Source organism: Pseudomonas sp. SWRI18 (assembly GCF_014268345.1).
GTDB lineage: Bacteria > Pseudomonadota > Gammaproteobacteria > Pseudomonadales > Pseudomonadaceae > Aquipseudomonas > Aquipseudomonas cedrina.
The window spans coordinates 24,681-37,888 of record NZ_JACCQQ010000004.1; the positions used below are offsets into that span (position 1 = coordinate 24,681).

Annotated in this window: 12 protein-coding genes; 9 read left to right on the forward strand and 3 right to left on the reverse strand. The window is 62.4% G+C overall.

Going from position 1 to position 13,208, the window contains the following annotated elements:
• Positions 1-92: 92 nt before the first annotated feature.
• The gene (locus H0Z09_RS06620) at positions 93-2,369 is read right to left on the reverse strand and encodes a penicillin acylase family protein (protein WP_186688689.1); all 2,277 of its coding nucleotides are present in this window, start codon (positions 2,367-2,369) and stop codon (positions 93-95) included.
• Positions 2,370-2,605: 236 nt separating this feature from the next.
• Between H0Z09_RS06620 and H0Z09_RS06625 the strand changes: the two genes are divergently transcribed.
• Positions 2,606-2,986: a fe2+ zn2+ uptake regulation protein gene (locus tag H0Z09_RS06625; protein ID WP_186688691.1), complete on the forward strand. Its 381-nt coding sequence runs from the start codon at positions 2,606-2,608 to the stop codon at positions 2,984-2,986.
• A 15-nt stretch (positions 2,987-3,001) separates the two neighbouring features.
• On the opposite strand, the gene H0Z09_RS06630 is transcribed toward H0Z09_RS06625, so the two are convergent.
• The gene (locus H0Z09_RS06630) at positions 3,002-3,190 is read right to left on the reverse strand and encodes a hypothetical protein (protein WP_049713137.1); all 189 of its coding nucleotides are present in this window, start codon (positions 3,188-3,190) and stop codon (positions 3,002-3,004) included.
• Positions 3,191-3,252: 62 nt separating this feature from the next.
• The gene (locus H0Z09_RS06635) at positions 3,253-4,182 is read right to left on the reverse strand and encodes a LysR substrate-binding domain-containing protein (protein ID WP_186688693.1); all 930 of its coding nucleotides are present in this window, start codon (positions 4,180-4,182) and stop codon (positions 3,253-3,255) included.
• Between the two features lie 119 nt (positions 4,183-4,301).
• On the opposite strand from H0Z09_RS06635, the gene H0Z09_RS06640 reads away from it, so the two are divergent.
• The 8 genes from H0Z09_RS06640 to glgA all read left to right on the forward strand — a co-directional run bounded on the left by H0Z09_RS06640 (position 4,302) and on the right by glgA (position 13,190).
• A complete protein-coding gene (locus H0Z09_RS06640; RefSeq protein ID WP_186688695.1) occupies positions 4,302-5,297 on the forward strand; it encodes an aldo/keto reductase in 996 nt (331 codons plus the stop codon).
• 190 nt (positions 5,298-5,487) lie between these two features.
• Positions 5,488-7,482, forward strand: coding sequence for a methyl-accepting chemotaxis protein (locus tag H0Z09_RS06645; protein WP_186688697.1), 1,995 nt, complete (start codon positions 5,488-5,490; stop codon positions 7,480-7,482).
• A gap of 90 nt (positions 7,483-7,572) precedes the next feature.
• Positions 7,573-8,046: an SRPBCC family protein gene (locus H0Z09_RS06650; RefSeq protein ID WP_186688698.1), complete on the forward strand. Its 474-nt coding sequence runs from the start codon at positions 7,573-7,575 to the stop codon at positions 8,044-8,046.
• A gap of 103 nt (positions 8,047-8,149) precedes the next feature.
• On the forward strand, positions 8,150-8,596 hold the full coding sequence (locus H0Z09_RS06655) for a DUF411 domain-containing protein (protein ID WP_186688699.1): 447 nt from the start codon (positions 8,150-8,152) through the stop codon (positions 8,594-8,596).
• Positions 8,593-9,036, forward strand: coding sequence for a YqaA family protein (locus H0Z09_RS06660; protein WP_186688701.1), 444 nt, complete (start codon positions 8,593-8,595; stop codon positions 9,034-9,036). Before H0Z09_RS06655 ends, H0Z09_RS06660 begins: the two co-directional genes overlap by 4 nt.
• 44 nt (positions 9,037-9,080) lie before the next feature.
• Positions 9,081-10,082 carry an alpha/beta hydrolase gene (locus tag H0Z09_RS06665; protein ID WP_186688703.1) on the forward strand — a complete coding sequence of 334 codons (1,002 nt, stop codon included), beginning with the start codon at positions 9,081-9,083 and terminating at the stop codon, positions 10,080-10,082.
• 24 nt (positions 10,083-10,106) lie between these two features.
• A complete protein-coding gene (locus tag H0Z09_RS06670; RefSeq protein WP_186688705.1) occupies positions 10,107-11,060 on the forward strand; it encodes a D-2-hydroxyacid dehydrogenase family protein in 954 nt (317 codons plus the stop codon).
• A gap of 573 nt (positions 11,061-11,633) precedes the next feature.
• Positions 11,634-13,190, forward strand: a complete 1,557-nt coding sequence (gene glgA, locus H0Z09_RS06675; protein WP_076953860.1) for a glycogen synthase GlgA — start codon at positions 11,634-11,636, stop codon at positions 13,188-13,190.
• Positions 13,191-13,208 lie beyond the last annotated feature (18 nt).

Genomic DNA, 13,208 nt, shown 5'->3' on the forward strand with positions numbered 1-13,208 from the left:
GATGGGCGCCATTATGTACGTATTTACCATACCGTGCAACCCCTTGATTTCAAAAATATTTCGCATTGGCATCAAGGGGTTGCGTGCCTGCCCTACTGCTGGATGTGCAGCTGTTGGTAGTGCGGGTCGGCCTTGATCTGGGCTTCGGTGAAAGGCAGCGGGTGCAATTGTTTGCGCGAGAAAGCTTGGGTCTGGTCCTTGGCGTAGGGGGAAGCCGGGTTGCCGGACTCGGAGAAGGCGAGCACGCCGGTGGCATGGGGGCCTTGATCGTCGAAGGTGACGATTTGCAGGTAGCTGCTGCCGCTGACCACTTCGCGCTTGCCGTCGGCGCGGGGCACGGTTTGCATGGCGTTATAGATCCCAAGCTCTTGCGGGCCGCCGTGGATCGGGGTTTGGCCGCTGACCTGGACGTCGCCCCAGGTGCTGTCGGCGCTCAAGCCGAGTTTGGCGACTTCGGCGCTGGAGGCCAGCATGGCTTCGCGCAGGGCTTTGGCCACAGCAGCGCGGTCGATGGACAGGCCGCGTGGGGTGGTAAGGGGCCGGGCCGGGTTGAAGGCGACGCGCCAGGCATCGGGGATCTGCTGCAGCGATTGCATCAGGTTGATGAAGTGCACCAGGCCCAGGCCGCTGTCGAGGTTGGCGCGCCGGTCCCAGCTTTTCAGGCTGGTGCACAGGGCTGTGATGTCCGCGCCGAGGTGTTTGGCGCAGAACGTAAGCAGGTCTGGCATGACTTGCCCTGCCAGGTACACCTCGTTGTCCATCACCATGTTTTGCAGGTCGGCAACGCTGATGGGTTTATCCAGCGATTGCAGGCGTTGCAGGGCGAAACGCGCGCGCGGGCCGAGGCCGATGTGGTCCTGGCTGATCACCGGGGAGAACCCGGTGAGCGGCGCCTCGGGGTTGGCCAGCCATGCCGAGTCGTTGGAATGCTGCACGTAGTCGCTGCGTTGCAGTTGCGGCAGTTGGTCGGCCGGGAAGATGCCGGGCTGGGCCGCGCGCGGGTCGATGTCCCAGGCGCAGGCGCTGTGGGCGCCGTCGAGCATGATCATTTGCAGACCGGCGCGGGGGTCGCTGCATTGCGCCAGTTTGGCCGCGCTGACGTTGGGTACCACCGACTGGTTCATGTACAGGCTCTGGCCCTGGTCGTCGGCGGCCAGGGTGTTGACCCACGGAATGCCTTGCAGGCTGTGCACCGAGGTTTTCAGGGTTTCGAGGCTGTCGGCGCGGTTCATCGCGTACCATTGTTGCAGCACGCGGTCGTTGCCGAGGTTGGCGTCACGCAGGCTGAAAGCGTAGTGGCTGTCCCAGTCGAGTTTGCCCGGCCATTGCACCACCGGGCCGAATTGCGAGCTGTAGACCGTGTGCGACTGGTCCTTGAGGCTGCCATCGGCCTGCTTGACCTGCACACTCAGCGTGGTTTTATCCAAGGGGATGGATTTGCCATCGAGCATATAGCGCGTGGCGTCCTTGGGGTCCAGGGTCAGGCGGTACAGGGTGAAGTGCTTGGACGTGTCCACGGTATGGGTCCATGCCACATGCCGGTTAAAGCCGATATTGATCACCGGCAAGCCCGGCAACGCGGCGCCCATGACGTCCAGTCGGCCGGGAATGGTCAGGTGCATCTGATAAAAACGCATGCCGCCCACCCACGGGAAGTGCGGATTGGCCAGCAACATGCCGCGCCCGTTGAATGACCGATCACGCCCCACCGCCACCGCGTTACTGCCGCGATCAAAGGCGAAACGCTCGCGGTTCGCGGCGGCCAGCTCAAAGGCCTTGGCTGTGGACGTTACGCTGACGGCCGCTTGGGGCGGTGTCGCGCCGACCAGGGCTTCGGCGAATTGGCCCACACCGCCTTCTACCAACAGCCTGCGGGTCAATTTGACCACGTCTTCAGCCACCAGCGGCCGCACCCAGGCCGCCTGGCATTGCGCCGGAGCGCCCTGCTCTTTCAGGTAACGGTTATAGCCGGCCACATAGCCGTCAATGCGCTGCTGCATCTGCGGGCTCTGCGCTTTCCAGAACGCGGCGACCGCCTCCGGCGTATTCAGCCAGTTGAAGAACAGATCGCTGGCCAGGTTGTTGCGTTCTTCCAGGGTCGCCTGCTCGGGGCCGAAGAACCGGGCGCGCTGGCCATTCACGGTGACGACTTCGTTGGCCAGCAGGCACAGATTGTCCTGCGCATAGGCGTAGCCGATGCCGAAGCCCAGGCCACGTTCATCTGTGGCGCGAATATGCGGTACGCCGTAACTGGTGCGACGGATATCCGCCGACGCCTGTGTCACCGGCTCCCGCGCCGAGGCCGCCAGGCTCGCCCCCAGCAACACTCCGGCCACACCTACCCTGGACAACCCTTTGGAAATAATCACGCGCACTCCACCGTCAGATTTAACCGTCTTACCAGGGGCAATAACCCCACCGTAAGAACGCAAACCAGCGGGAATAATTTAGCGGGGGTGACGTTTATAGAAGGCAGCGTGAATGTGACAAAACCGATACTGACGAAATTTCTACATCCAGGACTTCATGATTTCGCTCGCTCGTTCGTCTTACTAACCAAGAGCGCTCATTTTTTCCTGATCAGGCTCTGATAAGGAGTTTTTGCATGTATAACCCGCAAGTGCCCACGGACGGACATTCACCGGCTGCCGAGGCCAATTTCGCCAGCGGCACACAAACATTCGGCAAGGCGCCCGACCAGCAAGGCAACCAGCGTATCCGCCACCTGCTCAAGTGTTTTGGCTTGCGCACCAGCCTGATCCGGTTGAAGGTCATCGACGCCCTGCTCACCGCCGCCGACAACAAGCGCACCCTGGGCGTGCGCGGCGTGCACAGCCACTTGCTGGAATTGGGCATCCCGTTGTCGTTTCTCAGCGTGCGCGAAGTGCTCAAGCGCCTGTGCAGCGAGGGCGTGATCACCCTCAATGCCGACAAAAGCTACAGCCTCCATGAAGAGGCTGCGAAGGTACTCGAAGGTCGCGCCTGATTCGCGACCCGCGGCCTAGAGCTTGACCTTGCGGCGCATGACGCCGTTGATCACCACCACGACCACCGCGACCGCAATGGCGATGGTCTGGAATGTCTTCTCGCTGATTACCCCGGTGTTCTGCAGGTAGGACAGGCCGAACATCGTCGCCAGGACGGCCAGGGCAATCAGAATCGAATATTTCAAACGCTGCTTTTGTGTCATGACGGGTTCCTGAACCTGAAAAATGTAGCCCCTGTGCATCGCCGATCGGCTACGACGGGCGCTCATGGTACAGGCGATGCCTGGCGCTGCAAACCGGTGCCGGGTTGCGCGCAGAGTTCAACCAGCCAATCGACAAACACCCGCACGCGCTGGGACAACTGGCGGTGCGGCGGGTACAGCGCGGTCAGGGCCATTTTCGGCACCGCCAACTGGGGCAGCACTTCCACCAGCTTGCCCAGCGCCAGCTGCTGGCGGGCGTGGTAGTACGGCGCCTGGATCAGCCCGTACCCGGCTTCGCAGGCGCAGAAGTAGCCGTCGGCACTGTTGACCGCGACTACCTTGGGCAGGTTGACCGGACGCAGTTCGGCGCCGATCAGAAACTCCAGGCCAAACCGTTTGCCGCTGGCGCTGGAGACGTATTCGACCATCTGATGGCGGACTAGGTCATCAAGGGTTTGCGGCACGCCCATGCGCTCCAGGTATGCGGGGCTGGCCAGGGTTATCTGGTCCATCGTCGCCAGGGGGCGGGCCACCAGCGAATCGTCCAGCACCAGGCCGCCGCGCAGCACGCAATCCACGCCTTCGCGGATCAGGTCGACCGGCCGGTCGTTCAAGCCGATTTCCAATTCGATCTGTGGGTATCGGGCGCTGAAGGTGGGCAAGGCCGGGATCACCAGGAAACGCCCGATACCCGAGGGCATATCAATGCTCAAGATGCCACGCGGGTTCAGCCGGCTCGCCGAAAACACCGCTTCGGTTTCCTCGAGGTCCGACAGCAGTTGTACGCAGCGCTGGTAGTACGCGGCGCCATCCAATGTGGGGCTGACCTGCCGCGTGGTGCGTTGCAACAGCTGCACGCCCAGGTGCGCTTCCAACTGCTTGATCAGCACCGTCACCGAGGCGCGCGGCAGTTGCAGGCTGTCGGCCGCCTTGGCGAAGCCACGCAGTTCGACGATCCGGGTAAACACGCGCATCGCGTTGAAACGGTCCACGTTGCAGCTCCCTTGAGCAGATTGTTTAGATAATACGAATAGTGATAGTGCTTTTAGCCGGTTTATCCCGACTTTGTCGAGCGTAACAATGCGAGCCTACCCACACAGGAGCTCTACCGATGCACACACGTCAACTCGGCACCCACGGCCCGTTCGTCTCCGCCATCGGCCTCGGCTGCATGGGCATGAGCGATTTCTACGCGCCCGGCAGCGACACCCGGGAAGCCGTCGCGACCCTGCACCGGGCGCTGGAGCTGGGCATCAACTTTCTCGACACCGCCGACATGTACGGTCCTCACACCAACGAACAGTTGATCGGCAAGGCCATCGCCGGCAAACGTGAGCAAGTGTTCCTGGCCAGCAAGTTCGGCATCGTGCGTGACCCGGCCCAGCCCACGTCCCGTGGCGTGGATGGCCGCCCCGAATACGTGCGCCAAGCCATCGACGGCACGCTGCGGCGCCTGGGTGTGGACACGCTGGACCTTTACTACCAGCACCGCATCGACCCGGATGTGGCCATCGAAGAAACCGTCGGCGCCATGGCCGAGTTGGTGCAACAGGGCAAGGTGCGTTACCTGGGCCTGAGCGAAGCCAGCGCCGCGACCCTGGAACGCGCGCACAAGGTGCACCCGATCAGCGCGTTGCAAAGTGAATATTCGCTGTGGAGCCGCGACCAGGAACACAACGGCTGCCTCGCCGCCTGCCAACGCCTGGGCATCGCATTCGTGCCCTACAGCCCGTTGGGCCGAGGCTTCCTGACCGGCGCGCTGCAAAGCCCGGATGACTTCGACGCCGATGACTACCGCCGCTTTAGCCCGCGTTTCCAGGGCGAGAACTTCGCCAGGAACCTGCAACTGGTCCAGAAGGTGCAAGCGATGGCGGCCGACAAGGGCGTCAGCGCCGGGCAACTCGCGCTGGCTTGGGTGTTGGCACAGGGCGACTTCATCATTCCGATCCCCGGCACCAAGCAGCGCAAGTACCTGGAAGAAAACGCGGCAGCCGTTTCGATCAGCCTCAGCCCGACGGAGCTGGCAGCCCTGGACGCGATTTTCCCGAGCGATGCGGCAGCCGGCCAACGCTACCCCAAGGAAGTGATGGCGATGCTGGATATCTAGGGCCGTTCATGAACGCCCCATCTTTACCCAGGTGAAAAGGCCTTCAGGTGGATCAGCGATACGGGGCGCCGTTAAAAGCGCCCCGTTTTTCTTGCACATGCGTACCTAAAGCTGCGCCTTTCCAAGCCGATAGCCCTACGAAGCTCTAACAAAGCCGCGTCGACAATAAACGCTTCGTAAGGACGACCCCATGCCCCCACTGCGCTCCATCCAAGCCCGCTACACCCTGTTCCTGGTGCTGTTCGTCCTGGTGTTATTTGTGTTGACCGTAGTGGGTATCGGCCAGTTGGTCGCGCCCACGTTGCGCCATACCGAAGAACAGGTGGTGCTCAACCGCATCGCCGAGGTCGCCGTACAGATCCAGGGCGAGTTGAACAAGGTTCAGTCCCAGCAACGCACCATCACCCAGACCATCCCCTTGCTCGACAGTGATGCCATCGACAAGGTCCTGCCTGGGCTGGTCGATCAATATGGCGAGCTGAAGGTCTTCGGCGGCGGCATCTGGCCGTTGCCCAACCAGCGCACGCCTGGGCGCAACAAGCACAGCACGTTCTGGCACCGCGATGCGTCGGGCAAACTGGCGGTCAATACCTTCTGGAACAGCGACCCCGCGCCCAACTACTACGACCAGAGCTGGTACAAGGGCGGCCTGGCCTCGCCACGCGGCCAATGCGCCTGGGCCGCCGCCTACAAGGACGACGCCAGCCAGGAGCCACGCACCAACTGCGCCATGGCGATCCAGCGCGACGGCGCGCCATACGGTGTCGCCACCATCGACGTGACCCTGGGCTTCTTCAATGACCTGGTCGCCAGCAAAGAAAAAGACATCGGCGGGCAAATGCTGATCGTCGAAGGCGACGGCAAGATCATCAGCAACAGCACGCGCATCAGCAGCCCGGTGGTGTTGAAAAACATCAGCGAACTCACCGGCACCTCGGCGTTCGCCGCCCAGGTCAGCAAGGCCCTGGCCAACCGCGACCAGGCGCTGCAACGCAGCGAGTTCGACAACCAAGGCGTGGCCAGCACCTTTTACATGCGCCCCATCGCCGGCACGCCGTGGTTCCTCGCCACCGCCCTGCCCACTTCGCTGATCACCGCCCAGCGCGATGACGTGCTGGGTACTCTCGCGTTGCTGCAAATCCCGATGGTGTTGCTGCTGGTTCTGCTCGCGGTGTATGCGATCCGCCAACTGGTGCAGCGCATGACGAACCTTAAAGCCAACATCGACGCGTTGTCCGCCGGCGACGCCGACCTTACCCGTCGCATCACCATCCGCGCCGAAGACGAACTGGGCGCCATCGGCCACTCGGTGAACCGTTTTATTGTCTACCTGCAGAACATGATCGGCGAAGTCACCCAAGCCACCGGCGCCATGTCGTCGAGCCTTGAGCAACTGCAACGGACCTCGGCGCACACCAACCAGATCCTGGTGCGGCATGCCTCGGAGACCGACCAGACGGTCACCGCCATCACCGAAATGAGCTCCACCGCCGACACCGTTGCGCAGAACGCCGCCGAAACCGCTGCGTTCACCCAGCGCGCCAACGAGCACGCCGACCGCTCCCGCGTGGTTGTAGGTGAAGCGTCCAACAGCGTCAGCGCCTTGATCGGCGAAGTGTCCAGCGCCACCCACAGCGTGGAAAACATGCGCCAGGACGCCGCGCGCATCACTGAAACCCTCGGCGTGATCGGCGCGATTGCCGGCCAGACCAACCTGCTCGCCCTCAACGCCGCCATCGAAGCGGCGCGGGCCGGCGAGCAAGGCCGTGGTTTCGCGGTGGTCGCCGATGAAGTCCGCGCACTTGCCGCACGTACCCAGGCCAGCACCTCGCAGATCAATGAAATGCTCACGCGCCTGACCGCCGGCGTCAGTTCATCGGTCGCGGCCATGGAAAACACCCAGGCCAGTTGCCAGTCGGCGGCGGACGCCACGGCGCGGGTGAACACCGGCCTGGATGAGATGGCCGGTTCCGTCAGCCACATCAATAACCTCAGCACCCAGATCGCCACGGCCGCCGAGCAGCAAAGCGCGGTGACCGAGGAGATCAATCGCAGCATGGTGCAGATCCGACAGATGGTCGAAGAGCTGGTGCAGAGCGGCCATGCCACTGAAACCAATACCCAGAGCCTGCTGGATGCGAACGGCCGGGTGATTGCCTTGATGGGCCGATTCAAGGTGCGGTGATAAACGGATGAAACACTCCCGTGCAATGTGCGGGAGTGGGGCTATTCTGACAGTTCGACGTACCTAGTACCGCCACACAGGAGGTGTGCCATGCGCGCAGCCGAGCAGTCGGTCCGCTTGGAGCGGATCAGTCAGGAACGCTTTATCCAGGCCCCTATCGAAGCCGTCTACGACTACGTGACCCAACCGGATCGCTGGCACGAATGGCACCCCACGTCCCTGGGTGCCGACACCGGCACCACCGGATCACTCCCGGCCGGTGCACGCTTCACCGAATTCATCGACCTGCTGGGTGTGCGGGTTCCCTTGAGCTACCGCGTACAAGTCGACCGACGCCCCGGCGAATTCAAGGCGGTGTTCACCTCGGTGGCCGTCGATGGCTCCATTCATTTTTTCCTGCTGCCCCATCAAGGCGGCACGCTGTTCAAGCGCGTGCTCACCTATGAAACCGAACTGCAACTGGCGACCTTGCAAGCGCGCATGGTCGAGCTGTCGACAGTCGCCCTGGGCCAACTCAAGCACCGCTTGGAAAACCCGCCTCTCGTAGAATCTCGTATAATTTAGAAACATTACCGGCGCCTCCGTTCACCTGTGGGCGCTGGCTTGCCTGCGATGACGCCGTCATGATCGCCATCCCAACGGCCACCTCCTGCATGCGAGCCTTCCCATGAAAACAACATTGCGTCTGGCCCTGCTGTCAGCCCTGTTCGCCACCAGCCTGGCCCAAGCCGCCGAATTGATCCCCATCGACGTGCACCGCGACGCCAACTGTGGCTGCTGCAAAAAGTGGATCAGCCACCTGGAAAGCAACGGTTTCAAGGTCAACGACCATGTGGAAGCCGACATGAGCGCCGTCAAGAAACGCCTCGGCGTGGCACCGCGCCTGGGCTCATGCCATACCGCCGTGATCGATGGCAAGTTCGTTGAAGGCCACGTGCCCGCCGAGCAGGTGCTGGCCTTGCGCAAACGCAACGACCTGCTGGGCATCGCGGCACCCGGCATGCCCATGGGCTCGCCCGGCATGGAAGTGCAAGGCCGCGGCGAGGCCTATCAGGTCATCGGCCTGACCCGTGAGGGTAAAGACGCAGTGGTGGCTGACTACCCGGCGCAATGATCGCGGCTTACCTGGGGTTATTTTTCGCGGCGTTTGGCGCCGCGACCTTGTTGCCGCTGCAATCGGAGGCCGTGCTGGTGGGCCTGCTCGTCAGCGGGCATTTCAACCTGTGGCTGCTGCTGGCCATTGCCACCCTGGGCAATGTGCTCGGCTCGGTGCTGAACTGGTGGCTGGGACGCTGGGTTGAGCACTTCAAGACGCGGCGCTGGTTTCCGGTCAGCGACCGGCAGCTGGACAAAGCGCGCCAACATTACGAGCGCTGGGGTCATTGGACGTTGCTGCTCAGTTGGCTGCCGATCATCGGCGACCCGCTGACCCTGGTCGCCGGGGTAATGCGCGAGCCCTTGTGGCGATTCCTGCTGCTGGTCACCCTGGCCAAAAGCATTCGATACGGCGTGCTCGCGGCCGTGACCTTGCAGTGGGGGTTAATCCCCACTTAATCTCCTCGCAACAGCATCCGATCACCTTTCCCGGAGCCCTGCCCATGCCTCTGATCCGCGCTTTTTGTATCGCCGGCCTGCTCACGGCCAGCGCCGCCCCGGTGCTTGCCGCAACCTATGGCCCTGAACTCCAAGGTTTCAAATACCCCTACCCGCTCCAGCATTTCCAATTCCAATCCCAGGGTAAAACGTTGCAGATGGGTTACATGGACGTTGCGCCCAAAGGCCAGGCCAACGCTCGCACGGTGGTGCTGATGCACGGCAAAAACTTCTGCGGCGCCACCTGGGAAGGCTCGATCAAGGCCTTGAGCGACGCCGGGTACCGTGTGATCGCGCCGGACCAGATCGGCTTCTGCAGTTCCAGCAAGCCCGACCACTATCAATACAGTTTCCAGCAACTGGCGACCAACACCCACCAGCTCCTGGAACAGCTTGGCATTCAAAAGGCCACCTTCATCGGCCACTCCACCGGCGGCATGCTCGCCACGCGATACGCGCTGATGTACCCCGAGCAAACCGAGCAGCTTGCACTGGTGAACCCCATCGGCCTGGAAGACTGGAAGGCCCTGGGCGTGCCTCCGCTCACCGTCGACCAGTGGAATGCGCGTGAGCTCAAAGTCAACGCCGAGGGCATCCGCAAGTACCAGCTCAGCACCTATTACGTCGGCCGCTGGAAACCGGAGTACGAGCGCTGGGTCGACATGTACGCCGGCCTGGCCAACGGCCCTGGGCGTAAGTTGGTGGCCTGGAACTCGGCATTGATTTACGACATGATCTTCACCCAGCCGGTCTATTACGAGTTCAAGAACCTGCAGATGCCCACACTGCTGCTGATCGGCACGTCCGATAACACCGCCATCGGCAAGGACATTGCGCCGCCGGCGGTCAAGGCCAGGCTCGGCAACTATGCGGTGCTGGGCAAGCAAGTGGCCGAACTGATTCCCCACGCAACCCTGGTGGAATTCCCTGGCCTGGGGCACGCACCGCAAATGGAAGAACCGGCCCGGTTTCACACAGCGCTGTTGCAGGGTCTGAACGCCCTTTAACCCAACCTTTTCGAGGCACTGGTGATGTCGGTACAGATCGCGGTCATAGATGATTGGCAGAACGTCGCCAGCGGCGTGGTGGACTGGTCGGTTCTCGACACGGTGGGCCAGGTGCATTTCCTGCACGATTACCCGGCGGACACCGCCACCCTGATCGAGCGGTTGAAGGGCTTCGAGGTGATTTGCCTGATGCGCGAACGCACCCTCTTCGACAAAGCCCTGCTGCAGGGTTTGCCGGCGCTGAAGCTGCTGGTGACCGGCGGCATGCGCAACGCCGCCATCGACATCCCCGCCGCCAAGGCCCTGGGCATCCAGGTCTGCGGTACCGACAGCTATAAACAAGCGGCGCCGGAACTGACCTGGGCGCTGATCATGGCTTCGACCCGCAACCTGGTGGCCGAAGCCAACGCGTTGCGCGCGGGCCACTGGCAGGTTGGCCTGGGCGGTGACCTGTATGGCAAGACCCTGGGCATTCTCGGCCTGGGCAGCATCGGCCAGAAAGTCGCGCAGTTCGCCCAGGTGTTCGGCATGCGGGTGATTGCCTGGAGTGAAAACCTCACGCCGGAACGGGCGGCCGAGTCGGGCGTGACGTGGGTCAGCAAGAAGGCACTGTTCGAACAGGCAGACATCCTCACCATTCACTTGGTGCTCAGCGACCGCAGCCGTGGGCTGGTGGATGCCCAGGCGCTGGGCTGGATGAAACCCGGCGCCCGGCTGGTCAACACCGCACGCGGGCCGATCGTGGATGAGGCGGCGCTGGTGCAGGCACTGCAAAGCGGCCGCCTGGCCGGCGCGGCGCTGGACGTGTTTGCCGAGGAGCCACTGCCGCTGGATCACCCGTTGCGCCACTTGCCGAATGTACTGGCCACGCCCCATGTGGGTTATGTGAGCGAACAGAATTATCGGCAGTTTTATGGGCAGATGATCGAAGACATACAGGCATGGGCGACGGGCGTGCCCGTTCGTGTGCTCGGCTGACGCACCACGCTGGTGCAATACCATAATCATCCGCAAAACACACTTGTAGTGAGCGGGCTTGCCCCGCGCTGGTGGCGAAGCCGCCCCAAACGTGCGGCCGGGGTTATCCTGAGGCTCGGCGGTGCCATTATGGGGGGCGGCTTTGCCACCCAGCGCGGGGCGAGCCCGCTCACTACAGAGGCCGGCGCGCTTGGGCGAGACCAAAGCAGCCCACGACAGAATCGTGGGACCTTAGCAATGGGTATATGGTTAAAAGTTTTTTGTCCTACAAAAATCGCTCGAAAACCCTACAGGCTCTGGGATCTGTCCTAGACTCCTGACCGATGGGTCCCTTCCAAAACAAAAACCCCGCAAAAAAACTAAACTTTTCAACTCGGCCCTTGGTCAAGTTTTAAGGCAAGGCGAGCACTCCGCGATTCACGCTACATGCCCGTCCATCCAATCTTTTTCAGTTAACCGTGCAACTGGCATACGCCTTGCCAGATTGTCGTGCGCTTGTGCGCTTGGCCGCAGGAAGCGGTCATCGAGCTAATGGCAGCGGGCCATTAGCTAACCAACACGTTGGAGAGAACTATGATCAGTGCCGCAGCAAGTATTCAGGGAGAGCGTGTTAGTCAGCCAGTTGGCGGGTCGACCTCTTTAGTAGTCGACCTCAATACGGTGCGGCCGGTGTCCAGTCATAACCCCAATCGAAAGAAAGTGCTGTTTGTAACCTCCGAGTTTGCCGACCTGGTGAAAACCGGCGGCCTGGGCGATGTGTCGGCGGCCCTGCCCCGCGCCATGGCTCACTTGCACGATGTGCGCGTGTTGATCCCCGGCTACCCGCAGGTGATGGAAAGCGACAACCCGATTCACATCATCGGCGAGTTGGGTGGCCACGCCGCGCTGCCGCCGTGCAAGATCGGGCGCATGGACCTCAAGGACGGCCTGGTCATCTATGTGCTGATCTGCCCTGAACTCTACGAGCGCGAAGGCACGCCTTACGGCGCCAACAACGGCCGCGACTGGCCGGACAACCATATTCGTTTCGCCCGCCTGGGCCTGGCCGCCGCCGACATGGCCGCCAACCTGGCGCAGATCCACTGGTGCCCGGACCTGGTGCACGCCCACGACTGGCCCGCTGGCCTGGCGCCGGCGTACATGCACTGGCGCGGCTCACGCACCCCGACGCTGTTCACCATCCACAACCTGGCGTACCAGGGCGTGGTCAGCCTGGGCTGCACTCCTGAGCTGGGCATTCCGCCCCACGCCTTGCAACAGGAAGGCATGGAGTTCTACGGCAAGATGTCGTTCCTCAAGGCCGGCATGGCCTACTCCAGCCACATCACCACGGTGAGCGCCACTTACGCCCAGGAAATCACCACCCCCGAATTCGGCTGCGGCCTTGATGGCTTCCTGGCCAGCAAGACCCAGCAAGGCTTGCTCAGCGGCATCCCCAACGGCATCGAAGACAGCTGGGAAACCTCGACCGACCCGCACCTGGCCCACAACTTCAATGTGGGCGACTGGGAAGGCAAGGCCATCAACGCTGCGCAAGTGCGCGAGCTGTTTGGCTTGAGTGAGTCGACCGGCCCGCTGTTCGCCGTGGTGTCCCGCCTGGTGTTCCAGAAAGGTCTGGACCTCACCGAAGCCGTTGCCAGCTTTATCGTCGAGCAAGGTGGGCAGATCGCAATCATCGGTCGCGGCGAGCCGGAGGAAGAAAACGCCATGCGTGAACTGGCGCTGCGCTTCCCAGGCCAGATCGGCGTGCGCATCGGCTTCAACGAGACCGATGCCCGCCGCATGTTCGCCGGCAGTGACTTCCTGTTGATGCCGTCGCGCTACGAGCCCTGCGGCCTGAGCCAGATGTATGCCCAACGCTTCGGTTCGCTGCCGGTTGCACGCAACACCGGCGGCTTGGCCGATACCATCGAAAACGGCGTGACGGGCTTTCTGTTCAATGAGTCCACCGTCGACAGCTACAAGGAAGCCCTGAGCCGTGCGTTCAAGGTGTTCGCCTTCCCTGACCTGCTCAACGCCATGCGTTGCCGGGCGATGACGCGCCCCTTCAACTGGAGCCAGGCGGTGGAACCCTACGCCGAACTGTACGAGCAGCTGGTCGCCAAGGCCCTGGGGAAATCAGTCAAATAATCAAAGAGAGGTTTTTAT

Bases quoted from the DNA above. Each gene is read 5' to 3' on its own strand.
- H0Z09_RS06625 (WP_186688691.1), top strand. From the start codon at position 2,606: ATGTATAACCCGCAAGTGCCCACGGACGGACATTCACCGGCTGCCGAG.
- H0Z09_RS06645 (WP_186688697.1), top strand. From the start codon at position 5,488: ATGCCCCCACTGCGCTCCATCCAAGCCCGCTACACCCTGTTCCTGGTG.
- H0Z09_RS06650 (WP_186688698.1), top strand. From the start codon at position 7,573: ATGCGCGCAGCCGAGCAGTCGGTCCGCTTGGAGCGGATCAGTCAGGAA.
- H0Z09_RS06660 (WP_186688701.1), top strand. From the start codon at position 8,593: ATGATCGCGGCTTACCTGGGGTTATTTTTCGCGGCGTTTGGCGCCGCG.
- H0Z09_RS06665 (WP_186688703.1), top strand. From the start codon at position 9,081: ATGCCTCTGATCCGCGCTTTTTGTATCGCCGGCCTGCTCACGGCCAGC.
- H0Z09_RS06655 (WP_186688699.1), top strand. From the start codon at position 8,150: ATGAAAACAACATTGCGTCTGGCCCTGCTGTCAGCCCTGTTCGCCACC.
- H0Z09_RS06640 (WP_186688695.1), top strand. From the start codon at position 4,302: ATGCACACACGTCAACTCGGCACCCACGGCCCGTTCGTCTCCGCCATC.
- H0Z09_RS06630 (WP_049713137.1), bottom strand. From the start codon at position 3,190: ATGACACAAAAGCAGCGTTTGAAATATTCGATTCTGATTGCCCTGGCC.
- glgA (WP_076953860.1), top strand. From the start codon at position 11,634: ATGATCAGTGCCGCAGCAAGTATTCAGGGAGAGCGTGTTAGTCAGCCA.
- H0Z09_RS06670 (WP_186688705.1), top strand. From the start codon at position 10,107: ATGTCGGTACAGATCGCGGTCATAGATGATTGGCAGAACGTCGCCAGC.